17 protein-coding genes are annotated in these 24,887 nt (G+C 60.4%); 12 read left to right on the forward strand and 5 right to left on the reverse strand.

The window, feature by feature from the left end; all coding sequences use genetic code 11:
* Positions 1-92: 92 nt before the first annotated feature.
* Complete coding sequence (locus EGT36_RS22475) at positions 93-809, forward strand: FadR/GntR family transcriptional regulator (RefSeq protein WP_037092030.1); 717 nt, start codon at positions 93-95, stop codon at positions 807-809.
* Here EGT36_RS22475 and EGT36_RS22480 read toward each other — a convergent pair.
* The gene (locus EGT36_RS22480; protein WP_286084328.1) at positions 778-2,205 is read right to left on the reverse strand and encodes an aspartate ammonia-lyase; all 1,428 of its coding nucleotides are present in this window, start codon (positions 2,203-2,205) and stop codon (positions 778-780) included. The genes EGT36_RS22475 and EGT36_RS22480 overlap by 32 nt on opposite strands.
* 270 nt (positions 2,206-2,475) lie before the next feature.
* Between EGT36_RS22480 and EGT36_RS22485 the strand changes: the two genes are divergently transcribed.
* From EGT36_RS22485 to EGT36_RS22520, 9 genes are all read left to right on the forward strand, one after another.
* Positions 2,476-3,927 (forward strand): amino acid permease, encoded by a 1,452-nt coding sequence (locus tag EGT36_RS22485; RefSeq protein ID WP_037092026.1) that lies wholly within the window; start codon positions 2,476-2,478, stop codon positions 3,925-3,927.
* Positions 3,924-4,871, forward strand: a complete 948-nt coding sequence (locus EGT36_RS22490; protein ID WP_006697206.1) for an asparaginase — start codon at positions 3,924-3,926, stop codon at positions 4,869-4,871. The genes EGT36_RS22485 and EGT36_RS22490 overlap by 4 nt, the downstream gene beginning before the upstream one ends.
* Positions 4,872-5,190: 319 nt before the next feature.
* A complete protein-coding gene (gene kdpF, locus EGT36_RS22495; protein WP_003506089.1) occupies positions 5,191-5,280 on the forward strand; it encodes a K(+)-transporting ATPase subunit F in 90 nt (29 codons plus the stop codon).
* Positions 5,281-5,313: 33 nt separating this feature from the next.
* Positions 5,314-7,017 carry a potassium-transporting ATPase subunit KdpA gene (kdpA, locus tag EGT36_RS22500; protein WP_037092025.1) on the forward strand — a complete coding sequence of 568 codons (1,704 nt, stop codon included), beginning with the start codon at positions 5,314-5,316 and terminating at the stop codon, positions 7,015-7,017.
* Positions 7,018-7,026: 9 nt separating this feature from the next.
* A complete protein-coding gene (locus tag EGT36_RS30615; RefSeq protein ID WP_004445852.1) occupies positions 7,027-7,191 on the forward strand; it encodes a hypothetical protein in 165 nt (54 codons plus the stop codon).
* 43 nt (positions 7,192-7,234) lie between these two features.
* Positions 7,235-9,319, forward strand: coding sequence for a potassium-transporting ATPase subunit KdpB (gene kdpB / locus EGT36_RS22505; RefSeq protein WP_125271094.1), 2,085 nt, complete (start codon positions 7,235-7,237; stop codon positions 9,317-9,319).
* 12 nt (positions 9,320-9,331) lie between these two features.
* Complete coding sequence (gene kdpC, locus EGT36_RS22510; RefSeq protein WP_022563077.1) at positions 9,332-9,898, forward strand: potassium-transporting ATPase subunit KdpC; 567 nt, start codon at positions 9,332-9,334, stop codon at positions 9,896-9,898.
* A gap of 54 nt (positions 9,899-9,952) precedes the next feature.
* A complete protein-coding gene (locus EGT36_RS22515) occupies positions 9,953-12,667 on the forward strand; it encodes a DUF4118 domain-containing protein (RefSeq protein WP_125271095.1) in 2,715 nt (904 codons plus the stop codon).
* A 49-nt stretch (positions 12,668-12,716) separates the two neighbouring features.
* The gene (locus tag EGT36_RS22520) at positions 12,717-13,406 is read left to right on the forward strand and encodes a response regulator transcription factor (protein WP_006697199.1); all 690 of its coding nucleotides are present in this window, start codon (positions 12,717-12,719) and stop codon (positions 13,404-13,406) included.
* A gap of 30 nt (positions 13,407-13,436) precedes the next feature.
* Here the strand turns inward: EGT36_RS22520 and EGT36_RS22525 are convergent, their stop codons facing one another.
* Positions 13,437-14,489 carry a threonine aldolase family protein gene (locus tag EGT36_RS22525; protein ID WP_004445845.1) on the reverse strand — a complete coding sequence of 351 codons (1,053 nt, stop codon included), beginning with the start codon at positions 14,487-14,489 and terminating at the stop codon, positions 13,437-13,439.
* Between the two features lie 370 nt (positions 14,490-14,859).
* On the opposite strand from EGT36_RS22525, the gene gltB reads away from it, so the two are divergent.
* On the forward strand, positions 14,860-19,605 hold the full coding sequence (gltB, locus tag EGT36_RS22530; RefSeq protein WP_125271096.1) for a glutamate synthase large subunit: 4,746 nt from the start codon (positions 14,860-14,862) through the stop codon (positions 19,603-19,605).
* A gap of 179 nt (positions 19,606-19,784) precedes the next feature.
* Positions 19,785-21,239, forward strand: coding sequence for a glutamate synthase subunit beta (locus EGT36_RS22535; RefSeq protein ID WP_004445843.1), 1,455 nt, complete (start codon positions 19,785-19,787; stop codon positions 21,237-21,239).
* 83 nt (positions 21,240-21,322) lie between these two features.
* On the opposite strand, the gene EGT36_RS22540 is transcribed toward EGT36_RS22535, so the two are convergent.
* The 3 genes from EGT36_RS22540 to EGT36_RS22550 form a co-directional block, all read right to left on the reverse strand.
* Positions 21,323-22,678: a sensor histidine kinase gene (locus tag EGT36_RS22540; RefSeq protein ID WP_035208593.1), complete on the reverse strand. Its 1,356-nt coding sequence runs from the start codon at positions 22,676-22,678 to the stop codon at positions 21,323-21,325.
* Positions 22,675-23,349, reverse strand: a complete 675-nt coding sequence (locus tag EGT36_RS22545) for a response regulator transcription factor (protein ID WP_004445841.1) — start codon at positions 23,347-23,349, stop codon at positions 22,675-22,677. The genes EGT36_RS22540 and EGT36_RS22545 overlap by 4 nt, the downstream gene beginning before the upstream one ends.
* Before the next feature lie 246 nt (positions 23,350-23,595).
* Positions 23,596-24,831 (reverse strand): SGNH/GDSL hydrolase family protein, encoded by a 1,236-nt coding sequence (locus EGT36_RS22550; RefSeq protein WP_004445840.1) that lies wholly within the window; start codon positions 24,829-24,831, stop codon positions 23,596-23,598.
* Positions 24,832-24,887 lie beyond the last annotated feature (56 nt).

Genomic DNA, 24,887 nt, shown 5'->3' on the forward strand with positions numbered 1-24,887 from the left:
GTCGGCTTAGCCGCGAGAGCGGCAGCCGTCCTTTTGTATTTGGGCGGTTGCGTCGATATCGCGGACATATTGAGAGTGCGGAGGATTTAAAGATGGGCGGTTTGTCGGATTGGCTTGCGGATGGACAGCCAATCAATCGCAAGAATGCCGCGGAAGCGGTGTTCGATGATATCCGTTCCGCCATCACGACAGGCCAGCTTGCGGTCGGTACCCGGCTCCCTTCGGAAGCACATCTCGCAACGCGTTACGGCGTCAGCCGGCCGATTATTCGCGAGGCCCTGCGGTCTCTCCAGACGCTCGGCCTGACGCAGACGCGCACAGGCAGCGGCACGTATGTGATGACCCCGACGCCGCCATCGGAACTGAATTACGGTGCCTATTCCGCACGCGACCTGATCGAGGCCCGCCCCTTCATCGAAGTGCCGGCTGCAGGGTGGGCCGCCTTGCGTCGCACGGACGCCCAACTGCAGGTTTTGCTCGATCTCTGTAGCCGCATGGAAACCGAGGAAAGGCCGCATCCCTGGGTATTGCTGGATGGCCAGTTTCATTGCGCCATCGCGGAGGCCTCCGCCAACCGCCTCTTTGCCAAGGTGGTGGCGGACGCCCGCGAGGCCGTCGCCCAGCAATCAGAGATGGTTAACCTTATGGCCGGTCGCCGCGTCGCTTCCAATTTCGAGCATCGCCGGATCGTCGAGGCGATCCGGCGCGGTTCAGCGTCTGAGGCGCGTGAGGCGATGGAGCTTCACCTCGGGCAGGTGAAGCAGGTAGTGACGACGATCATTGGCGAAGATCGGCTTCGCCAGCCGTGACCGCTGGCAGATTGGCAAGGTGCCGTGGACTGAGCGCTTGCTGCAGTTCGGCCTCTGTCATGTAACCACGTTCAAGAACCACCTGCGGCACGGTACGCCCGCTGGCAAGCGCTTCCTTGGCGACTTCCGTCGCCGCATAATAACCGATCAGCGGGTTAAGCGCCGTGGCGAGACCGATCGATTCTTCCACGCGCTGCGCCATGATGGCCGGATTGGCGACGATGCCGTCCACGCATCGCTCTGCCAGTGTGCGGCATGCGGCGCTTAGCTGGCTGATGCTCTGGGAGAGCGCACGCACGATGATCGGCTCGAAGGCGTTCAACTGCAGCTGCCCGGCTTCGGCGGCCATGGTGATGGTGATGTCGTTGCCGATCACCGCATAGGCCACCTGGTTGACCACTTCGGGAATGACCGGATTGATCTTGCCCGGCATGATGCTGGAGCCCGCCTGAACGGAGGGAAGGGTGATTTCGCCAATCCCGGCGCGCGGGCCTGACGACAGCAGGCGAAGGTCGTTGCAAGTCTTCGACAGCTTTACGGCGACGCGTTTCAGCACGCCGGAGAGGTGCACGAAGGCGCCGGGGTCCTGTGTGGCTTCGATAAGGTCCGCGGCCGTCACCAGCGGCCGGCCGGTCAGTTCCGCCAGATGTCGGCAGGCAAGCTCGGCATAACCGCGCGGTGCGTTGAGCCCGGTGCCGATGGCGGTGGCGCCCAGATTGATCTCATGCAGCAGAGCGGCGGATTCGATCAGACGCGCCTGGTCTTCACCCAGCATCACCACGAACGTGCGGAACTCCTGGCCGAGCGTCATCGGTACCGCATCCTGCAATTGCGTGCGCCCGATCTTGATGAAGCCGGCAAATTCCTGCGCCTTGCGGTCGAAGGCGTCCTTCAGAACGCCCATCGAGGCGGCCAGGTCGTCAATCGCTTCGATCAGGCCAACGTTCACCGCGGTCGGATAAGCATCGTTGGTCGACTGGCTGAGATTGACGTGATCGTTCGGGTGAAGCCGGGCATAATCGCCCTTTTCGTGCCCAAGCAGTTCCAGCGCGCGGTTGGCGATGACCTCATTGGCGTTCATGTTGGTGGATGTGCCGGCTCCGCCCTGGATTTCATCCACAACGAATTGCTCATGAAGAGCGCCGGCGCGGATTTCGCGGCAGGCTTCCGCAATCGCCTCCATCCGATCCCTGTCGAGCAGGCCAAGTTCGTGATTTGCACGTGCGGCCGCCTCTTTCACATAGGCCAAACCCCTTAACAGGTAGGGATTATGGCCAATAGTCACCGCGGTGATCTTGAAGTTTTCCACCGCGCGCGCGGTGTGCACGCCCCAATAAACATTCGCCGGAATTTCCTTCGACCCGAGCAAATCATGCTCACTGCGCGTCACGCTCACTTCTTCCTCCACTGGCTTCAAGCGTTGCAAAATCTGTAAAGCTGTCTTACAGATTTAATGACCATATGCCTGCGGGGGAGGAAGGTCAATATTGGCGAACAGCTCTTGACGAAAGCCATTGTCTCGACTTATGACGGCAAAAATCTGTCATGCAGCTTTACAGCATGAGCGCATTCGCTGGCCATATTTCCAGCCTTGGGGACGACGCCAGTTCCACTTTGATTTCCGGCTAATTGCCGACTACAAGCGTTTTATCGGGAGGATAAATCCATGCATTCTGGAAAAACGGCACCCGCCGAACGTGAGGTCTTCGCCGAAGAGGATCTCGGTTACCATAAAGCCCTTAAGCCGCGCCAGATTCAGATGATTGCCATCGGCGGCGCCATCGGCACGGGTCTCTTTCTGGGTGCCGGCGGGCGTCTCGCACAGGCCGGTCCGGCTCTGGTTTTCGTTTATGCACTCTGCGGCTTCTTCGCGTTTCTCGTGCTGCGTGCGCTCGGCGAGTTGATCATGCATCGCCCCAGCTCCGGTTCCTTCGTGTCCTATGCCCGTGAGTTCTACGGTGAGAAGATGGCCTTTGCGGCCGGCTGGATGTATTGGCTCAACTGGGCCATGACCTCGGTGGCCGATGTCACCGCCGTTGCGCTTTATATGAATTTCTTCAAGCAATACGTACCGTGGCTTGCGGGCATCGATCAGTGGGTATTCGCGATGACGGCGCTGGTGGTCGTACTGGCGATGAACATGCTGTCGGTGAAGGTGTTCGGGGAACTGGAGTTCTGGTTCAGCCTGATCAAGGTGCTGGCGCTCGCGATCTTCCTCGTCGTCGGCGTTTATTTCGTCATTTTCGGTACGCCCATCGAAGGCCACGTTACCGGCTTCAGCCTCATTACTGACAATGGCGGCTTCTTCCCGAATGGCATTCTTCCAGCCTTCGTCATCATCCAGGGCGTGGTATTCGCCTATGCCTCGATCGAGTTGATCGGTACGGCAGCAGGCGAAACCGAGGACCCGCGCAAGGTTATGCCGCGCGCCATCCGCGCCGTCGTCCTGCGTCTCGTCGTGTTTTACGTCGGCTCGGTGCTGTTGTTCACGCTGCTCCTGCCCTACACGGCCTACAAGGCCGGTGAGAGCCCTTTCGTTACCTTCTTCGGCTCCATCGGCGTGCAGGGTGCCGATGTCATTATGAACCTTGTTGTTCTGACCGCCGTCCTGTCCTCGCTCAATGCCGGGCTCTATTCCACCGGCCGCATCCTTCACTCCATGGCTGTCTCCGGCTCGGCCCCGGCAGCGCTGGCGAAGATGAACAAGAATGGCGTGCCTTATGGTGGCATCGCGGTCACTGCCGTCGTTACCGTGTGCGGCGTCGCACTCAACGCCGTTGTCCCCGCCGCCGCGTTCGAAATCGCGCTCAACCTGTCAGCGCTTGGCATCATCTGCGCCTGGGCCGTCATCGTGCTCTGCCAGCTCAAACTCTGGCAGCTTTCGCAGCGCGGTGAACTGGTGCGTCCGGATTTCCGCATGTTCGGCGCGCCCTATACCGGCATCCTCACGCTCGTTTTTCTGTTCGGCGTGCTGGTGCTGATGGCCTTCGACTATCCCGTCGGCTCCTGGACCATCGCTTCGCTGCTGCTTATCATCCCGGCGCTCGTCATCGGCTGGTATCTGCTGCGTGACCGCATCTATCGCCTTGCGGCTGAACGCGCGGGAGCATCGCATTGAGCGGGCAGGGCGCGATACCTCTGGTGGCGGTCATCGCCACCGGCGGCACCATCGCCAGTCGGCGCGGTGCCGATGGTGCCAGCACGCCCAGCCTTTCCGGTGAAGATCTGCTTGCGCTGGTACCGGAAATCGGCGCCCGGCTGAAGCCGGTGGACCTCATGGCGAAAGATTCGTCCAGCCTGACGCTTGCCGACATGCAGACCATCAGCGATGCCGTTCGTATCGAACTCGACGATCCCGAAGTGGCGGGTATCGTGGTTCTGCACGGAACCGATGCAATGGAGGAATCCTCGCTACTCGTCCATTTGCAGCACGCCATCACGAAGCCGGTGGTCTTCACCGGCGCACAGTTTACGGCAGACCATAAGGACGCAGACGGACCGGCAAATCTGGCTCGAGCCATAGAAACAGCGCTCGATCAGGCGAATGCTGCTAAGGGTGTGCTTCTCTCCTTCGGCGGTCGCTGTCTCTCGGCCTGGGGGCTCTACAAGCTGAGCGCGGACGAGGCAGACGCATTCCGCTCGACCCGGCCACTGGCTGCCGCCCGAACACCGTTGCTTGCCGCCCCGGTGGCCGATCAGCGCGTCGATATCGTTGCCATTCATCCTGGCTGTGATGCCACCCATATCGATGCAAGCCTTCAGGCGGGCGCGAAAGGCATCGTTCTTGCTGGACTTGGTTCCGGGAATGCCAATCCGCGTATCGCCGAAGCCGTGAAGCGCTGCGCCGAACGCGGCGTTCCGGTCGTCGTCTCCAGCCGCGTGCCGGAAGGGCGGCTCGTGGCGAGTTACGGCGGCGGCGGCGGTGGACATGATCTCGTCGCAGCGGGCGCCGTGCATTCAGCCACACTTCGTCCGGGCCAGGCGCGCATTTTGCTGGCCGCGCTGCTGGCGGACAAAAGTCCGGCGGAAACCATCGTTTCCGCTTTCGGTGACAACAGCTGACTTGATTGGCGGAAGCGATGTCCGGTCAGCGGGCATCGAAATTCCTATAGGATTCCTATTTTATTGCCCCTGTGGCCGTCTCGAACCTTTATGCGGTTCGGGTGCATTCTTCTGTGCGGGAAGGGATGGTGTTTCTTCCCAGCCAGAAAGAATGAAAAGCGACGTCCCACATGACGGCGCTTTTCTTCCTGTCCGGCTCCTCGATTAAAAAGGAGTCCCATCAATGATGGATATTGTTCTGATCGGCGCAGCCACGGTGTTCTTCGCCCTCTGCTTCGCCTACACGCGCGCCTGCGACCGGCTTTAGACGGAGGCTGCGATGACGTTTGATTATATCCTGAGCGGCGCCGTCACGGTCTTTATCGCTGCCTATCTCACCTATGCTCTCATTCGCCCCGAACGTTTCTGATCGGGAAGCGGCGGCTGTTGAAAGTTTGATACCATGACCCTCAATGGATGGTTCCAGATCCTGCTTTTCTGCGGGATCATTTTTGCGCTGGTGAAGCCGCTTGGCTTCTATATGGCGCGTGTCTTCAATGGCGAGCGCACGCTGCTGTCGCCGGTTCTTGTGCCGGTCGAGCGCGGACTTTACGCCCTTGCCGGGACAAGTGACCGGGAGGAGCAGCACTGGACGACCTATGCGGTCTCGATGCTTCTCTTCAATCTTCTCGGTTTCGCCCTGCTCTATGCCCTGATGCGTTTTCAGGCCGTGCTACCCTATAATCCGCAGGGAATGGCGGCCGTCGGACCAGAATTGTCCTTCAATACGGCCGTCAGCTTCGTCACCAACACCAACTGGCAGAATTATGGCGGCGAAAGCACGCTTTCCTATCTGACCCAGATGGCCGGTCTCACCGTGCAGAACTTCGTTTCCGCCGCAACCGGCATGGCAATCGCCATCGGCCTGATCCGCGCATTCTCGCGCGCTTCCGGCAAGGCGATCGGCAACTTCTGGGTGGATATGGTCCGCTCCACGCTCTACGTGCTATTACCCCTCTGCATCGTGCTGACGCTCGTCTACGTCTGGCTCGGCGTGCCGCAGACGCTCGGCGCCTATGTGAACGCGCAGACGCTGGAAGGCGCGCAGCAGACGATTGCCGTCGGCCCCGTCGCATCGCAACTCGCGATCAAGATGCTGGGCACCAATGGCGGCGGCTTCTTCAACGCCAATTCGGCGCATCCCTTCGAAAACCCCGATGCCATTTCCAACATGATCCAGATGGTATCGATCTTCGCCATCGGCGCAGCTTTCACCAATGTCTTCGGTCGCATGGTCGGCAACCAGCGCCAGGGCTGGGCTATCCTTGCGGCCATGGGCGTGCTGTTCATCGCCGGCGTTGCCGTCACCTACTGGGCGGAAGCAGCCGGAAACCCGCTGATGCACAGTTTCGGTCTTGCAGGCGGTAATTTGGAAGGCAAGGAAGTCCGTTTCGGATTGGCGCTCTCGTCGCTCTTCGCGGTCATCACCACGGCTGCGTCCTGCGGCGCGGTCAATGCCATGCACGGCAGCTTCACGGCCTTGGGTGGTCTCATCCCGCTCATCAACATGCAGCTGGGCGAGGTGATCGTCGGCGGGGTCGGTGCGGGCTTTTACGGCATTCTGCTCTTCATCGTCATCGCCATCTTCGTGGCAGGGCTGATGGTCGGGCGCACGCCGGAATATCTCGGCAAGAAGATCGAGGCCAAGGAAATGAAGATGGCGGTTCTGGCCATTCTCTGCCTGCCGCTCGCCATGCTGGTCTTCACCGCCACGGCCACCATCCTGCCCTCGGCTGTGGCATCGATTGGGACGGCGGGCCCGCACGGCTTTTCCGAAATCCTCTATGCCTACACCTCGGCGGCCGCCAATAACGGCTCGGCCTTCGGCGGCCTGACCGGGAACACGACCTGGTACAACATCACGCTTGGTCTCGGCATGTTGATGGGCCGCTTTCTGGTCATCATTCCCGCACTCGCCATTGCGGGTTCGCTGGTCACCAAGAAGACCGTTCCGGCCTCTGCAGGCACCTTCCCGACGGATGGCCCGCTTTTCGTTGGCCTGCTGGTCGGCACGATCCTGATCGTCGGCGGCCTTACCTTCCTGCCTGCGCTGGCGCTCGGCCCGGTTGCCGAACATCTTGTCATGGCGGCAGGTCAGCTTTTTTGAGGTGATGTCATGAACGAAGGCAAATCCGCACGTCGCCGCATCGTTCCCGCCCGCAACGGCGCTCCCGTCAGAGGCAGCGCCACGCCCGGCGGCTGGTGCGCCTCCAATCTCATTCTCGCGATGATGGCGGCTCTGTTCGCCGCCGTTGTCGCTCTCGAAGTTATCACGGGCTGATCGACCCTGATCGGTCGCCCTGTTCAAACGCTGGAGCCTCTTCATGAGCCAGTCCAAACAAGTGAGCATCCTAGATTCTCGCATTCTCGTGCCGGCCATCGCCGCCGCATTCAAAAAGCTCAACCCGCGCACGCTTGCGCGCAATCCTGTCATGTTCGTTGTCGCGACGGTGTCAGTGCTGACCACGGTGCTGTTCATCCGCGATCTCATCACGGGCGGCGCCAATCTGGGCTTCTCCTTCCAGATCAATCTCTGGCTTTGGTTCACCGTGCTGTTCGCCAATTTCGCCGAAGCCGTCGCCGAAGGGCGCGGCAAGGCGCAGGCGGATTCGCTGCGCCGGACCCGCACAGAAACCCAGGCGAAACTGCTCGCCGGCGATGACCGTAGCCAATACAGTATGGTGGCGGGCACCAGCCTGAAGGTGAAAGATGTCGTTCTTGTAGAGGCAGGCGATATCATCCCTTCCGATGGTGAGGTCATCGAAGGTGTTGCTTCGGTAAACGAGGCGGCGATAACAGGCGAATCCGCCCCGGTCATCCGCGAATCCGGTGGCGACCGCTCTGCCGTGACCGGCGGCACGCAGGTGCTGTCGGACTGGATAAGGGTCCGCATCACCGCTGCTGCCGGCTCCACCTTCCTCGACCGGATGATTTCCCTGGTCGAAGGTGCTGAACGCCAGAAAACGCCGAACGAGATTGCGCTCAACATTCTTCTCGCAGGCATGACGCTGATCTTCGTTCTGGCCACCGCGACCATACCGAGTTTCGCGGCCTATGCCGGCGGTTCGATCCCGATCATCGTGCTGGTGGCGCTGTTCGTCACGCTCATCCCCACCACCATCGGCGCGCTTCTGTCGGCCATCGGCATCGCCGGCATGGACAGGCTGGTGCGTTTCAACGTGCTTGCCATGTCCGGCCGCGCCGTCGAGGCTGCTGGCGACGTGGACACGCTCTTGCTCGACAAGACCGGCACGATCACGCTCGGGAACCGGCAGGCGACCGAGTTCCGCCCCGTCGCCGGCGTTTCCGAGCAGGAACTGGCCGATGCGGCCCAGCTTGCGTCCCTTGCTGACGAAACACCTGAAGGTCGCTCCATTGTGGTTCTGGCGAAGGAGAAATATGGCATCCGTGCCCGTGACATGCAGAAGCTGCATGCCAATTTCGTCCCCTTCACCGCCCAAACCCGCATGAGCGGTGTCGATTTCGAAGGCTCCTCCATTCGCAAGGGGGCGGTCGACGCCGTTCTTTCCTATGTTGACGGCGGCGCTTCGCAACAGGGCAATGTGGCGCTTGCCGTCAAAACCGAAACGGATGCCATGCGCGGCATAAGGACAATTGCCGAAGAAATTGCCAAGACCGGGGGTACGCCGCTCGCCGTTGTTCGGGATGGCAAGCTTCTCGGCGTCGTGCAGCTGAAGGATATCGTCAAGGGCGGCATTCGCGAGCGTTTTGCGGAGCTTCGCCGCATGGGCATCCGCACTGTCATGATCACTGGCGACAATCCGATGACCGCCGCCGCAATTGCTGCGGAAGCGGGTGTCGATGATTTCCTCGCCCAGGCGACACCGGAAAACAAGCTGGAGCTTATCCGTGAGGAGCAGGCGAAGGGCAAGCTCGTCGCCATGTGCGGTGACGGCACCAATGATGCTCCCGCGCTGGCGCAGGCCGATGTCGGCGTTGCCATGAACACCGGTACCGTGGCCGCCCGCGAGGCGGGCAACATGGTCGATCTCGACAGCGATCCGACCAAGCTCATCGAGATCGTCGAAATCGGCAAGCAGTTGCTGATGACGCGCGGTGCACTGACCACCTTCTCGATTGCCAACGACATCGCCAAATATTTTGCCATCATTCCGGCAATGTTCCTGGCGCTCTATCCGCAGCTTGGCGTCCTGAATGTCATGGGACTTTCGACGCCGCAGAGCGCCATCCTCTCGGCCATCATATTCAACGCGCTTATCATCATCGCGCTGATCCCGCTCTCGCTGAAGGGCGTCAAATATCGCCCGATCGGTGCAGGTGCGCTGCTATCGCGCAATCTGGTCATCTATGGCTTCGGCGGCATCATCGTTCCCTTTATCGGCATCAAGGCCATCGACCTCGCCATCACGGCGCTCGGTCTCGCCTGAGGAGTAAAGACAATGTTTAGACAGCTTCGTCCCGCACTGGTGCTGATCCTCGCCACCACGGCCATCACCGGCCTTGCCTATCCGCTCGGCATGACGGGCCTGGCGCAGGCGCTTTTTCCCGCGCAGGCCAATGGCAGCCTGATCGAAAAAAATGGCACGGTGGTCGGATCGCAATTGATCGGGCAGGCCTTCACTGGCGAGACTTATTTTCATGGTCGTCCTTCCGCCGCCGGCGATGGCTATAATGCGGCCTCGTCCTCCGGCTCCAATCTCGGGCCGACGAGCGCCAAGCTTATCGACCGGGTGAAACAGGATTACGAGGCCGCGAAAGCTGAAAATCCGGCCTCGGCGGTGCCGGCCGATCTGGTGACGGCCTCGGGCAGCGGCCTCGATCCGCATGTTTCGCCGGAAGCCGCCTATTTCCAGGTTCCGCGTGTCGCCAAAGCGAGGGGCATGGATGAAGCGGCATTGCGCGCCATCGTTGAGCGTCACGTCGAAGCTCCGGAACTCGGCTTCATGGGCGAGCCCGTTGTAAACGTTCTTGCGCTCAACATGGCTCTTGACGCGGCCGGCTCATGAATTGAAATGGCTATGGCTTGTTCGCAAGCCATAGCCTCGACCACTGGTGGTTAAATGCCTGACGATATCAGCAACATGCCCGGCCGGCCGTCGCCCGATGCGCTTCTGGAAAACGCCAAGCGCGAGGCGCGGGGCCGGTTGAAGATTTTTTTGGGCGCCGCACCCGGTGTCGGCAAGACCTATGAAATGTTGATGTCAGGCCGGGCGAAGCTTGCGGATGGCGTCGACACCATTATCGGCGTCGTGGAAACACATGGCCGCAGGGAGACCGAGGCATTGGTCGAGGGGCTGGAGGTCGTCCCTCGCAAACGTATCGATTATCGCGGCCAGATGCTTGAGGAGATGGATATCGACGCGATCCTCGCGCGTCGCCCCGACCTGGTTCTGGTCGATGAACTTGCTCACACCAATGCTGCAGGCAGCCGCCACCCCAAGCGTTATATGGATGTTCAGGAAATCCTCGCGCAGGGCATCGATGTCTACACAACGCTGAACATCCAGCATGTCGAAAGCCTGAATGATGTGGTGGCGCAGATTACCCGCATCCGTGTCCGTGAAACCGTGCCCGACAGCATCATCGACCGGGCCGATGATGTCGAAATCATCGATATTACGCCTGATGACCTCATCAAGCGGCTGCAGGATGGCAAGGTTTACCTGCCCCGTACGGCACGGCGCGCCATCGAGAATTATTTTTCGCGCGGTAACCTGACGGCATTGCGCGAGCTGGCGCTCCGGCGCACCGCGCAGCGGGTGGATGAGCAATTGCTCAATCACATGCAATCCCATGCCATCTCTGGCCCCTGGGCGGCCGGAGACAGGGTTCTGGTCTGTCTTGATCATGGCGGCAACGGCCCCGGTCTTGTGCGTTATGCCCGAAGGCAGGCGGACCGGCTGCGCGCACCATGGACCGCACTGCATCTCGACACGCCGCGGTCGCAGCAATTGTCGGAGGCGGAGAAGGACCGGCTGGCCGGCACCATGCGGCTTGCCCAGCAGCTTGGCGGCGAGACGGTAACCCTGCCGGCGCTTGACCTGACGCGGGAGATCATCTCCTACGCCAATACAAACAATTTCACCCACATCATCATCGGTCGCCCGCGAAAATCCTGGTGGCAGCGAATTTTTCAGCGCTCGCTGACGCATGATCTGATCGACCATGCCGGCGATATCAGTGTGCACGTCATTTCCGGCGACAAGAATGAAGAGAAGCCGGCGCAATCCGTGAAGGCCGCACCGTCCCGCTCGCGCTGGTCGATAGGCTCCTATCTCAACAGCACGCTGTTCGTAGCGCTCGCCATCGTTGTCGGCATCGTGCTTGACCGGACGCTCGACGTTCAGAATCTGGCGCTCGTTTTTCTCATGGCCGTGCTGGCGGCCGCTGTTCGCGGAGGACTTGGACCTGCGTTGTATGCCTCGCTGCTTGGCGCCGTCGCATTCAATTTTTTCTTTTTGGAACCACGATACACGCTGACGGTCAGCGCGCCGGACAGCGTTCTGGCGTTGCTTTTTTATCTCGGAGTGGCGCTTGTTGCCTCCAACCTCACGGTTGCGGTGCAACGGCAGGCGGCCTCGGCGCGGGTAAGGGCGCGCACGACGGAAGATCTCTACCTGTTTTCCAAAAAGCTTGCCGGAACGGCGACGCTGGATGATGTGTTGTGGGCTACCGCTTACCAGATGGCTTCGATGTTGAAGGTGAGGGTGGTGCTGCTTCTGCCTGAGAACAACGCCATTGCCGTCAAGGCCGGTTATCCGCCCGATGACACGCTGGTGGATGCCGATATCGCGGCCGCGCAATGGGCATGGGAACACGACAAGGCGGCTGGTCGCGGCGCAGACACATTGCCGGGCGCCCGGCGGCTTTATCTGCCGCTCCGCACCGGCAGCGGTGCCGTCGGCGTCGTCGGGTTGGATGATGACCGAAGCGGGCCGCTTTTGACACCTGAACAACAGCGCCTGTTTGATGCGCTGGCCGACCAGGCTGCACTCGCGATCGAACGTATCCAGCTTGCCTCGGATGTCGACAAGGCAAGGCTGGCCGCGGAAACCGACCGACTGCGCACCGCACTCCTCACCTCCATTTCCCACGACCTCAAAACCCCGCTCGCGGCTATTCTGGGTTCGGCCGGAACGCTGAAGGACTTTGCCGAGGACATCCCGCCCGATGCGCGCGCCGATCTGCTTTCGACAATCGTTGAGGAATCCGAACGGCTGAACCGCTTCATCTCCAATCTTCTCGATATGACGCGGATCGGATCGGGTGCAATGGAGCCGAATTACGGGCTGCATTTCCTCGGCGACATTGTCGGGACAGCGCTTTCGCGTGCCGCGAAAATCATTGTGCGGCATGAGGTTGTCCTGGATATTCCGCCTGATCTGCCGATGCTTAGGGTCGATCCCGTGCTATTCGAACAGGTCCTGTTCAACCTCATAGACAACGCGGCCAAATATGCTCCCGAACACACGGTCATCGAACTCCGGGGCTGGCAGCAGGGAAGGCACGTATTCCTGTCCGTGGCCGATGAGGGGCCGGGCTTTCCTCCCGAAGATGCGGAGCGGGTGTTCGACAGCTTCTACCGGGTGCGCAAGACCGATCAGGTGCAGGCGGGAACCGGACTGGGGCTATCCATCTGCAAGGGTTTCATCGAGGCCATGGGTGGCTCGATTCGTGCGGAGAACAGGCAGGGTCGGGGAGGTGCGCAATTCACGGTAACTTTGCCCGTTCCCGCCAACGCGCCTGTGCTAGATCATGAAAAGGGCGCCGCCTGAGCCGAAATGGCGACCCCGCTCCCACTACGCCGCCAAAGGAGACCCTGGAATGACCAATTCCGCCGTTAACATTCTGATCGTTGACGATGAACCGCCGATCCGCAAGCTTTTGCGGGTGGGGTTGTCGACGCAGGATTATACGGTAAGCGAGGCGATGAATGCGAAGGTGGCGATGGAGCTGGTCGAGCAGGACAAGCCCGATCTCGTCATTCTCGATCTCGGCCTGCCGGATATGTCGGGACACGATCTTCTGGCGAAATGGCGCAGCGAGGGGGTGGCGTTGCCGGTCATCATCCTGTCCAGCCGAACCGATGAAGCAGGTATCGTCAAGGCACTGGAACTGGGAGCCGACGACTACATTACAAAGCCCTTCGGCATGAACGAACTCGTCGCCCGCATCCGTGTCGCGCTGCGCCACCGGCTCCAGAGCCAGGGTGAACGGCCTGTCTTTCAGACCGGCGATCTTTCGGTCGATCTTGTCCGGCGTATCGTCAGGGTGGAGGACCGGGAGGTGAAGCTCTCCCCGAAGGAATACGATATTCTGCGGGTGCTGGTTCAGCACGCAGGCAAGGTGCTGACGCACCGCTTCCTGCTGGAGCACGTATGGGATGAACTGACCGACGTCCAATATTTGCGGGTCTATGTGCGCCAACTGCGCCAGAAGATCGAAAAAATCCCCGATCAGCCCCGTTACATCCTGACAGAAACCGGGGTGGGTTACCGGTTGCAGGAGGTTTGAGGGCGCCGCAAGGCGACGCCCTCCGATATCTCAGACGGCAGCGCAGATGGACAGGAATTCATCTACATCGGCCTCGGTCGTCGCAAAGCTGGTGACCATGCGGATCAGTACTTCGTCCTTGCCGACTTTTTCCGGCATGTCGCGCGGCTCCAGCCAGTCATAGAACCTCGCGCCTTTTTCCGTCGCTGCTTGCGCGGCTGCCTTTGGCAAAATGGCGAAAACTTCGTTGGCCTGGGTCGGCCAGGCGAGGCGCGCGCTGTTCAGCGAGCCGAAGCCCGCGCGCAGCCGGTTAGCCATGGCATTGGCATGGCTGGCGAGACCGAGCCAAAGATCATCCTGCAGATAGGCTTCAAACTGCGCTGCAATGAAACGTGACTTCGAAAACAGTTGCGCTGTGCGTTTGCGCAGGAACGAGAAATCCCGAGCGAGCGAAGGATCGAAGAAAACGATCGCTTCCGCGCACCAGCAGCCATTTTTCGTGCCGCCGAAAGACAGCACGTCAACGCCGCGTTTCCAGGTCATTTCGGCCGGCGTGGTGTCAAGGGCGGCCAGCGCATTGGCAAAACGCGCGCCGTCCATATGCAGCGGCAGGCCGTTTTCCTTGGCGATTTTGGAGATGGCTTCAATTTCGTCGAGGGTGTAGACGGTGCCGGCTTCGGTCGCCTGCGTCATGGTGATGGCGGCGGCACGGCCGTGGTGAACGGCATCCTGCGGATAGCGGGCAATGCGCTCGATCAGGTTTTCGGGCAGCATCTTGCCGTTCGGCCCTTCGACTGCGACCATGCGCATGCCGGAAAAGAAATCCGGCGCGCCGCATTCGTCCTCGATCACATGGGCTTCCGAATGGCAGAAGGTGAGGCCGCCGGCGCGCGCGATGCTGGCCAGCGAAAGCGAATTGGCCGCCGTGCCGGTGGCGACGAAAAACACCGCAACCTCGCGCTCGAATATCTCGTTGAAGCGCTTTTCGATGGAGAGATCGAGTTCGCTGGTGCCATAGGCGGAGGCAAACCGGGTGGATTCCCGCGAAAGCCGTTCATTGACGGCCGGGTGGGCGCCAGCCCAATTGTCTGAAGCAAAAAACATCTCTGAAGGCTTTCCGATAGCTGGGGTTCTGATTGGGAAATGCATGGAGCGACGACTGGCAAAGTTCTAGGACCTAACTCCTCGATTGGCAAATCCGGCAATGAAAGCAATAAGGAGGCGGGATTTGCGACAGAAAGTTTCGCGCAATGGGTCAGTATCGAAACTTCGCTATAAAACGACGGTCTCACTAATTGGATTCGCGCCCTTGCCAATTCCGCCGGTTTCTGCCAAAATCCTCGGGAATTGAGACAGTCTTACTGTCCTAAATTTGATCCAGCCGGCGAGAATGCGGATTTTGCCAAAGAGCGAAATTTGCGTCGCGCCGGACCTTCGCATGAAACCGTGCAAGTAATTTGCAGGAGGGACAAAAATGACGAACGAGCCGCAGGCGGACATCGCCGCCGCAACCCTGACCACTGACTGTCCCACCGCGGCTACGGCTGCACCCGTTTCTGCGAAAGCGCGTTTCGCGGGCGGCTTGCCGGAAAGGCAGGGTCTTTACGATCCCGCCAATGAACATGATGCCTGCGGCGTTGGCTTTGTCGCCCATATGAAAGGCGTCAAGTCGCACCAGATCGTCAAGGACGGCCTGTTCATCCTTGAAAACCTGACCCATCGCGGCGCCGTCGGCGCAGATCCGCTGATGGGCGATGGTGCGGGCATTCTCGTGCAGATTCCCGACCGCTTCTTCCGCGAGGAAATGGCCGCGCAGGGCGTGACATTGCCGAAGGCTGGCGAATACGCCGTCGGTCATATCTTCATGCCGCGCGATCCCTCCCGCATCGAGCACTACAAGAAGGTCATCGTCGACGTCACCGGCGAAGAGGGCCAGCAGTTCCTTGGCTTCCGTGATGTCCCTGTCGACAATTCCTCGCTTTCCAAGGCGCCGGATATCGCAGCGACCGAGCCGCACCATGTGCAGGTCTTCATCGGCGCCGGCCGCGATGCCGCGAGCAATGCCGATTTCGAGCGCAAGCTGTTCCTCATCCGCAAGGTTCTCTCCAACCGCATCTATGACGAAGGCGGCGGCAAGGAAACGCAGGATTTCTATCCCGTTTCCCTTTCTTCCTCGACCATCGTCTATAAGGGGATGTTCCTCGCCTATCAGGTGGGCGCATATTACAAGGACCTTTCGGACCCGCGTTTCGAATCGGCTGTCGCGCTCGTGCATCAGCGTTTCTCCACCAACACCTTCCCGTCGTGGAAGCTGGCGCACCCCTATCGCATGGTCGCCCATAACGGCGAAATCAACACGCTGCGCGGTAATGTCAACTGGATGGCGGCGCGTCAGGCATCGGTTTCGTCCGCGCTGTTCGGTGACGACATCTCCAAGCTCTGGCCGATTTCCTATGAAGGCCAGTCGGACACGGCCTGTTTCGACAACGCGCTCGAGTTCCTCGTCCGCGGTGGCTATTCCATGGCCCACGCGGTGATGATGCTGATCCCGGAAGCCTGGGCCGGTAACCAATCCATGTCTGCCGAACGCAAGGCATTCTACGAATATCACGCAGCCCTGATGGAGCCGTGGGACGGTCCCGCCGCCGTTGCCTTCACCGACGGCAAGCAGATTGGCGCGACGCTCGACCGCAACGGCCTGCGCCCGGCCCGTTACCTCGTCACTGATGACGACCGCATCATCATGGCTTCCGAGGCCGGCACGCTGCCAGTGCCGGAAGAGCGCATCGTCAAGAAGTGGCGTCTGCAGCCCGGCAAGATGCTGCTGATCGACATGGAAAAGGGCGCGATCATTTCCGACGAGGAAGTGAAGCACGAGCTTGCCGCCAAGCATCCCTATCGCAGCTGGCTAGATCGCACGCAGCTCATCCTCGAAGAGCTGAAGCCTGTCGAACCACGCGCGCTGCGCCGCGACGTGTCGCTGCTCGACCGCCAGCAGGCCTTCGGTTACACCAGCGAAGACACCAAGCTCCTGATGTCGCCGATGGCGACGACGGGCCAAGAAGCCATCGGCTCCATGGGCACGGATACGCCGATTTCGGCCATGTCCGACAAGTCGAAGCTGCTCTACACCTATTTCAAGCAGAATTTCGCGCAGGTCACGAACCCGCCGATCGATCCGATCCGCGAAGAGCTCGTCATGAGCCTCGTGTCGTTCATCGGCCCGCGTCCGAATATTCTCGACCACGAAGGTGCTGCCCGCGCCAAGCGTCTGGAAGTGCGCCAGCCGATCCTGACCAATGGCGATCTGGAGAAGATTCGTTCCATCGGTCACACGGAAGACCGTTTCGACACCAAGACGCTCGACTTCACCTATGATGTGGAGCGCGGTGCCGAGGGCATGCCCGAAATGCTCGACCGCCTCTGCGAGCGGGCCGAATCCGCCGTCCGCGGCGGTTACAACATCATCGTTCTGTCCGACCGCCAGCTTGGCCCGGATCGCATCGCGATCCCCGCACTTCTGGCGACAGCCGCCGTGCACCACCACCTGATCCGTAAGGGTCTGCGTACCTCGGTCGGTCTCGTCGTCGAAACCGGTGAGCCGCGCGAAATCCACCATTTCTCCCTTCTGGCCGGTTATGGTGCGGAGGCGATCAACCCGTACCTCGCTTTCGATACCCTGCTCGACATGCACAAGCACGGCGCCTTCCCGAAGGAAGTGTCTGATGATGAAGTCGTTTATCGCTACATCAAGGCGGTGGGTAAGGGCATCCTCAAGGTCATGTCCAAGATGGGCATCTCCACCTACCAGTCCTATTGCGGCGCGCAGATTTTCGACGCCATCGGCCTGTCTTCGGAATTCGTCGAGAAATATTTCTTCGGCACCGCCACCTCCATCGAAGGTGTCGGCCTGACCGAAATCGCCGAAGAAACCGTGGCGCGCCACACAGCGGCCTTTGGCAAGGACCCGATCCTCGCCAACACGCTCGATATCGGCGGAGAATACGCCTATCGCATGCGCGGCGAAAGCCATGCCTGGACGCCGGACGCCGTCGCCTCGCTGCAACACGCCGTGCGTGGCAACAGCCAGGATCGCTACCGAGAATTCGCCGGCATGGTGAACGAAACGGCGCTGCGCATGAACACCATTCGCGGCCTGTTCAAGGTCAAGTCGGCGGAAGCACTCGGTCGCAAGCCGGTCTCCATCGATGAGGTCGAGCCGGCAGCCGATATCGTCAAGCGTTTCTCGACCGGGGCGATGTCCTTCGGCTCAATCAGCCGCGAGGCGCATACGACGCTCGCGATTGCCATGAACCGCATCGGCGGCAAGTCCAACACGGGCGAGGGCGGGGAAGAATCCGACCGCTACATGCCGCTGTTGAACGGCCAGCCGAACCCGGAACGCTCCGCCATCAAGCAGATCGCATCCGGTCGCTTCGGTGTGACGACGGAATACCTTGTCAATGCCGACATGCTGCAGATCAAGGTAGCGCAGGGCGCAAAGCCCGGCGAGGGCGGCCAGCTGCCCGGCCACAAGGTGGATGCGACGGTTGCAAAGACCCGTCACTCCACCCCGGGCGTCGGCCTCATTTCGCCGCCGCCGCATCATGATATCTATTCCATCGAAGATCTGGCGCAGCTGATCTACGACCTGAAAAACGTCAATCCGGAAGCCGATGTGTCGGTGAAGCTGGTGTCGGAAGTCGGCGTCGGAACGGTTGCGGCCGGTGTGGCCAAGGCCCGCGCAGACCATATCACCGTCGCCGGTTTTGATGGCGGCACGGGCGCGTCACCACTGACGTCGCTCAAGCACGCGGGTTCGCCCTGGGAAATCGGCCTTGCCGAAACCCAGCAGACGCTGGTGCTGAACGGTCTCCGCTCGCGCGTTGCCCTGCAGGTGGATGGTGGTCTGAAGACCGGCCGCGACGTCATCATCGGCGCGCTGCTCGGTGCGGATGAATTCGGCTTCGCCACCGCGCCGCTGATTGCGGCGGGATGCATCATGATGCGCAAGTGCCATCTCAACACCTGCCCTGTCGGCGTTGCCACGCAGGACCCGGTTCTGCGCAAGCGCTTCAAGGGTACGCCGGAACACGTCATCAACTACTTCTTCTTCGTGGCCGAAGAAGTGCGCGAAATCCTTGCCTCGCTTGGGGTGACCAGGCTGGACGAGATCATCGGCGCTTCCGAACTGCTCGAGAAGGATGAGATGCTGGCGCATTGGAAGGCGAAGGGTCTGGATTTCAGCCGCATCTTCCATAAGGTCGAGGCACCCAAGGAAGCGACGTTCTGGACCGAACGCCAGAAGCATCCGATCGATGACATTCTCGACCGCAAGCTGATCGAAAAGTCCCTGCCGTCGCTGGAAAACCGCGAACCCGTGGTCTTCGAAGTGCCGATCAGAAATGTTGACCGCTCCGCCGGTGCGATGCTCTCCGGCGCGCTCGCCAAGCGCTGGGGCCACAAGGGTCTGAAGGATGACACGATCCATGTGACGCTGCGCGGCACGGCGGGCCAGTCCTTCGGCGCGTTCCTCGCTCGAGGCATCACCTTCGATCTGGTGGGTGACGGTAACGACTATGTCGGCAAGGGTCTTTCGGGTGGCCGCATCATCGTGCGCCCGCCGGAAAACGCCCGTATCGTCGCGGAAAACTCGATCATCGTGGGCAACACCGTGCTGTACGGCGCCATAACCGGCGAGTGCTATTTCCGTGGCGTGGCTGGCGAGCGTTTCGCGGTGCGTAACTCCGGCGCGGTTGCGGTTGTCGAAGGTGTCGGCGACCACGGCTGCGAATATATGACCGGCGGCATTGTGGTCGTTCTTGGCGAGACCGGCCGCAACTTCGCGGCCGGCATGTCCGGCGGCGTGGCTTATGTTCTCGACGAGAAGGGCGATTTCGCCACGCGTTGCAACATGGCCATGGTTGAGCTGGAGCCGGTTCCGGAAGAAGACGACATGCTGGAAAAGCTGCACCATCACGGCGGCGACCTCATGCACAAGGGACGTGTCGACGTTTCCGAAGACATGACTCGCCACGACGAGGAGCGCCTTTACCAGCTGATCTCCAACCACTTCCATTACACGAACTCGTCGCGTGCCAAGGATATACTCGATCGCTGGAGCGAGTTCCGTCCGAAGTTCCGCAAGGTCATGCCGGTTGAATACCGTCGTGCGCTTGAGGAAATGGAGCGCATGCGCATGGGCGTGGCGGCGGAGTAATCCGTCGTGTGAGGACACTACACCACCTGATCTCGCTGATAACAGCGGTCGCCATTCGTGGCGATCACTTGGACGGGCGGCGAGACCGGATTTGAGTTCATCGTGCTGGGGCGGCTTTGGGTTTCGCCACCTGGTACTGGGGCCCGACAGGCGCTCCGCTTTGATGTGAGGACATAAACGTGGGCAAGGTTACAGGTTTTCTGGAGATCGACCGGCAGGTGGGCAAGTATCAGCCCGCATCGGATCGTATCCGCCACTTCCGCGAATTCACCATTCCGATGTCGGATGCCGAGGTGCAGAAGCAGGCGGCGCGCTGCATGGATTGCGGTATTCCCTATTGCCATGGCCCGACAGGCTGTCCCGTGCACAACCAGATCCCCGACTGGAACGATCTGGTCTACAATAACAACTGGGAGGAGGCGATCCGCAACCTCCATTCCACCAACAACTTCCCGGAATTCACCGGTCGCGTCTGTCCCGCCCCTTGCGAGGAGGCCTGCACGCTGAATCTTGAGGATGCGCCGGTCGCGATCAAGACCGTCGAACAGGCGATTGCCGACAAGGCCTATGAGCTGGGCTTCATCGTGCCGAAGCCGGCGACGATCCACACCGGCAAGAAGGTCGCCATCATCGGTTCCGGTCCCTCGGGCATGGCGGCGGCGCAACAGCTTGGCCGCGCCGGCCACGAGGTTCACGTCTATGAGCGCGAATCCAAGCCCGGCGGCCTGCTGCGTTACGGCATCCCCGATTTCAAGATGGAAAAAAACTTCATCGACCGCCGTGTCGAGCAGATCAAGGGCGAAGGTGTTACCTTCCATTGTGGCGTCAATGTTGGCGTCGATGTGACGGTGGAGGCGCTCCTCGCCGATCACGATGCCGTGCTTTATTGCGGCGGCTCGGAAACCCCGCGCCCGGCCGGCATCGGCGGTGCGGATCTGCATGGCGTTTATGATGCCATGCCCTATCTAGTGCAGCAGAACCGGCGCGTCGGTCGTGAAAACATTGACAGCGTTGGCTGGCCGGCCGATCCGATCCTCGCGGGCGGCAAGCATGTCGTCGTTGTGGGCGGTGGCGATACTGCATCCGACTGCGTTGGCACGGCGTTCCGCCAGGGTGCTGTTAAAGTCACCCAGCTCGACATACGCCCGATGCCGCCGGAAAAGGAAGACAAGCTGGCGGTTTGGCCTTTCTGGGCAACCAAAATGCGCACCTCGTCTTCGCAGGCCGAAGGCGCCATCCGCGAGTTCCAGGTGGCGACCCTCGAATTCGTTGGCGAAGACGGCGTGCTGACAGGTGTGAAGTGCTGCCAGGTGGATGACCGACGCAAGCCCATTGCCGGCACGGAGTTCATCATCAAGGCCGATCTCGCCTTCATCGCCATCGGCTTTTCCGGTCCCTTCACGGACAGCGTTCTGAAGGAAATGGACGGCAAGCTGACACTCAACACGGACCGCCGTGGCTCCACAAATGTCGTCGCCAACGAGACGGATTACAGGACCTCTGTCGACAAGCTCTGGGCGGCGGGCGATGTGCGCCGTGGCCAGTCGCTGGTGGTCTGGGCGATCCGCGAAGGCCGTCAGGCGGCGCGTGCTATCGATGAAGCGCTGATGGGCGCGACCGTTCTTCCGCGCTAAGCCGGCAAATGGATAAAAATGGAAAGGCCTGTCGCACCCGCAACAGGCCTTTTTTTGATGTCAGAAAACGAGCGCTTCTTTTTTCAGCAATAGGGAAGCGTAATCCGGAAGCAGGCCCCACCGCTGGATGAATCCCCGATAGTAATATCTCCGCCGTGATACCGCACGATTTCCTGCACGAGATTAAGCCCGAGGCCCGTGCCCCGGTCTCTAGGTTGCAGGCGATGAAAGGCATCAAAGACGAGTTCCCGCTCCTTTTCAGGAATGCCGTTGCCTTCGTCGGCGATCTCTATCACCCGATTGGCCGCCACTGTCATCGTTATGGTTCCGCGGTTGCCGCCGTGTTCTATGGCGTTTTGCACGATATTCATCAGGGCTCGCCGCAGGGAAGGGTCGTCCGCAAGTGCAAGGATCGGTTCTTCCTCCGGTTCAAATGAGAGCTCATAACCCTGCGAGATGGCAAGCGGTGCCATATCGGCAACAACCGATCTGCAGAGATTGACCAGATCGAGCGGCACCAATGGCGCCTTCTGGCCGCCGAGACGCTGCAGATCGAGCAATTGTTCGGCCAGCACGCCGATACGGTTGGCATCCGCCAAAATCCGGCTGCGTGCGGGCCCTTCCAGCAGAGTTTCGACACGCGTCTGTAGAATGGCGACCGGCGTGCGCAATTCGTGCGCGGCGTCGAGAATGAAGCGCTTGTGCCGTTCATAGCCATCGTCCAGGCGCTTGAGTGCACCATTGACGGCATGCACCAGCGGCTGCACTTCCCGTGGAATATCATTGTCGGGCAAGCGATATCCGCGTCTGTCGATATCGATCGCTTCCGCGGTTTTGGCAATCGTCGAGAGTGCCCGAAATTCCCTGCGGATGATCAAGGGAATTGCTATCGTGGTCGCAATGGAGATGAGGACGAGGACCGGGAAAATCATGATGTTGGAAAACAGCAGAACAGGGAGCGTCATGCTGAAAAGATCGCCTTTTCCGACCATCACGAACTCTCCGGCTGGCCCGGATGCACGGCGAACAACCGCAAGGTAAAGAACGGCAAAATAGGAGTAGGACATCCCGGCTTCGCGAATGTTCGAAATCTTGATGTCGTTTAACTCCTTCTCCATGTTGCTGTAGGCCTCGGGCACAGGGCCACCCTGGATGAGCTCATCCTTGTCGCTCAGCGCAACAAACCAGAAATCGGGCATTTTTTCCCGGAGTTTGGCATATTCGGCCGTCTCTTTCAGCGTAAGCTTCCCATCCGTATCGCGGATCAAAGCGTTTGCAGTTATCTGCGCCGCCTCCGAGCTAAGAAGAGCGCTGCCGACACCGTCGCTCAACAGATAGGCAAAGAACGCGACGCTGACGATCAACAGACTGCCGATCTGGAAGAGGAGCAGTTGAATGGTCAATCGCCGCTTCAGTGACTTTCTCTTTGACAATCTCATCCCGTCGCCCTCAAAAGATATCCCACGCCGCGAATGCCATGCACCTCCACGGCGGCGTCCGCGGCCTGCAATTTGCGCCGCAAGCGGGAAATGTGGGAATCGAGCGCATTGGACTGGATTTCATCGTCAAAGTTATAGACGGCCTCTTCGAGCAGCGAGCGCAGCACTGTTCTGCCCTGTCGTCGCAGCAAGGCTTCGAGAATCAGCAACTCCCGTCTCGTCAGCGGAAGAAACGCGCCGTTGATACGCACTTCGCGCGTCTCGAAACAAAACTCCAGCCTGCCGAGTTTCGCCGTCATCGCCACGGTTCCGGCGGGTCGGCGCATCAGGGCGCGAATGCGGGCAAGTAGCTCCTCGACGGCGAAAGGCTTGGCCATATAGTCATCTGCACCGAGGTTCAGGCCCTTCACCCGATCCACGAGCCCGCCCTGGGCCGTCAACACTATGACGGGTGGGGTGACTGGCAGCAGACGCAGATTTTCTATCAGTTCGATGCCGTCACCATCGGGCAGTTGCCGGTCCAGCACAACGAGATCGTGGACACCATCCATGATGGCGTGTCGAGCGAGATCCAGTGTTCCGACCGTATCCACGATAATATCGAACCGATGGAGCGCGGCAGACAGGGCCGCTGCCATCTCACGTTCGTCTTCAACAAGCAGCAGGCGCATGAATTCGTCTCGGCATTGTCGGCACGCTTAGGGTGAAGCGCGCACATGAAGTAAAAAACGACGGTGCCGGTGACGCTCAAGGCAAGCGACGCGTCGCCGTCGAATACATATCGCCGTGCGAAATCGGTGGAGCGGCGGAGGTTTGTGACCGATCTCCGCATTCCTGCAAAGCTGCAGCTATCCTGTCATCGTGGGATTGCCTGAACATTACGCCGACCGACTGGGCGGCAGACGGCGGGCAAGCTTCTATTGCTTTGCCTGTGTGGTATCGGGCGTCATCCGATAGTCATCGATGCGGCCTGCCGGCGCATCGGCCATTTCGCCACGCTTGGTCAGCCTTTCGCGCGGGGATTCCACGACGGAGACGCGTGTTGGTGCGGCCGAAAGAGGGACATCACCGAGCAGTTTGTCGCCGCCATCGAGAGCGGGATCGGTAAGGCTGATCGGCTGGGTGCGCACCTGTCCCGCATCGATGCCAAGTGCCGGCAGGGAGGTGAGTGCCGGCAGATTGCTGCCGTCCAGTTTCACAAGGTCCGGTCCGGCGCCGTCGAGGTGCCGGCGGACGAATTTCTCGACGTAAAAGGCAAGCTTGCGCTTTCCGGCCTGCGTCATGCCGATACCGTCGGCCTCACGCAGGCGGGCCTGCTGACCGTTCATGTCGTAACCGGTGATGACGAATTTGCCGGCTTCGTCGACAAAACCGTCCCAGACATCCACGAACTCGCCGCCGAATTTTTCCACATGGCTGCGGTAAAGCCGGTTGAACCCAACGAGATCCGCAGAAAGCGAGGGAGACTGGAAGGCGGGCAGACCCACCCATAATAGCGGCACTTTCGGGCGGCCGGCGAGGGTGAGAAGCTCATCGATCCGCCTCTCATATTCCTTGAGCCAGACCTCCGTGCCGAATTTTTCCTTGATATCGCCGATCTGCATCTGCTGGCGATCGTTCGAGCCCATCATGATGACAATGGTGGCGGGGTTGGTCTCGCTTATGAATTGCGGCAGGTTTTTGAACCAGTCGTAATAATCGGTGCGCACCAGGCCGGAAGAGCCATTGGCACGCACATCGACCGCAATTGCCGGCGAGCTGGCAAAGGCATTGACCAGCTCTTCCCCCATTCCGCCGGCGAGGAAATCACCGATAACAAGGACGCGCCTGGCATTTTCAAGCTTGGCGGCAGGCTCCGGCTTAGCGGTTCGCATCTGCACCACCGAAGGCGCTTTCCTTGCTGGTTGCGGGCGGGTAACCGATCTTTCACGCGGCGCGGACGGGAAATCGCGCCGGTTGCGGGGCTGGTATTCGCGGCCTGATCCGCCATCGCGTCCCACCGGCCTGCCGAAGAGCATTTCAAACAGGGTGCGCCGCTGTTCCTGTGCCAAGCTCTCGGAGGGAACGAGCGGCATGGCAAGAACAGCGGAAAGAAGGACGGCGCAGAAACGCCAGCCGGTTCTTCCAGTTTTTTCCGCAGGTTTCGTACTCATGACATCGGCCCTTCCGGATATTTCGGCGGCGTTTCGTAACTGCCGCCGAACTCGCC

This window comes from Agrobacterium sp. FDAARGOS_525, assembly GCF_003938925.1.
In the GTDB taxonomy this organism is placed as follows: Bacteria; Pseudomonadota; Alphaproteobacteria; order Rhizobiales; family Rhizobiaceae; genus Agrobacterium; species Agrobacterium pusense.

What these genes read in the sequence shown, in the direction of transcription:
- EGT36_RS22475 (WP_037092030.1), top strand. Translation starts at nt 93, where the DNA reads ATGGGCGGTTTGTCGGATTGGCTTGCGGATGGACAGCCAATCAATCGC.
- EGT36_RS22485 (WP_037092026.1), top strand. Translation starts at nt 2,476, where the DNA reads ATGCATTCTGGAAAAACGGCACCCGCCGAACGTGAGGTCTTCGCCGAA.
- kdpF (WP_003506089.1), top strand. Translation starts at nt 5,191, where the DNA reads ATGACGTTTGATTATATCCTGAGCGGCGCCGTCACGGTCTTTATCGCT.
- kdpA (WP_037092025.1), top strand. Translation starts at nt 5,314, where the DNA reads ATGACCCTCAATGGATGGTTCCAGATCCTGCTTTTCTGCGGGATCATT.
- EGT36_RS30615 (WP_004445852.1), top strand. Translation starts at nt 7,027, where the DNA reads ATGAACGAAGGCAAATCCGCACGTCGCCGCATCGTTCCCGCCCGCAAC.
- kdpB (WP_125271094.1), top strand. Translation starts at nt 7,235, where the DNA reads ATGAGCCAGTCCAAACAAGTGAGCATCCTAGATTCTCGCATTCTCGTG.
- kdpC (WP_022563077.1), top strand. Translation starts at nt 9,332, where the DNA reads ATGTTTAGACAGCTTCGTCCCGCACTGGTGCTGATCCTCGCCACCACG.
- EGT36_RS22515 (WP_125271095.1), top strand. Translation starts at nt 9,953, where the DNA reads ATGCCTGACGATATCAGCAACATGCCCGGCCGGCCGTCGCCCGATGCG.
- EGT36_RS22520 (WP_006697199.1), top strand. Translation starts at nt 12,717, where the DNA reads ATGACCAATTCCGCCGTTAACATTCTGATCGTTGACGATGAACCGCCG.
- EGT36_RS22525 (WP_004445845.1), bottom strand. Translation starts at nt 14,489, where the DNA reads ATGTTTTTTGCTTCAGACAATTGGGCTGGCGCCCACCCGGCCGTCAAT.
- gltB (WP_125271096.1), top strand. Translation starts at nt 14,860, where the DNA reads ATGACGAACGAGCCGCAGGCGGACATCGCCGCCGCAACCCTGACCACT.
- EGT36_RS22540 (WP_035208593.1), bottom strand. Translation starts at nt 22,678, where the DNA reads ATGAGATTGTCAAAGAGAAAGTCACTGAAGCGGCGATTGACCATTCAA.
- EGT36_RS22545 (WP_004445841.1), bottom strand. Translation starts at nt 23,349, where the DNA reads ATGCGCCTGCTGCTTGTTGAAGACGAACGTGAGATGGCAGCGGCCCTG.
- EGT36_RS22550 (WP_004445840.1), bottom strand. Translation starts at nt 24,831, where the DNA reads ATGAGTACGAAACCTGCGGAAAAAACTGGAAGAACCGGCTGGCGTTTC.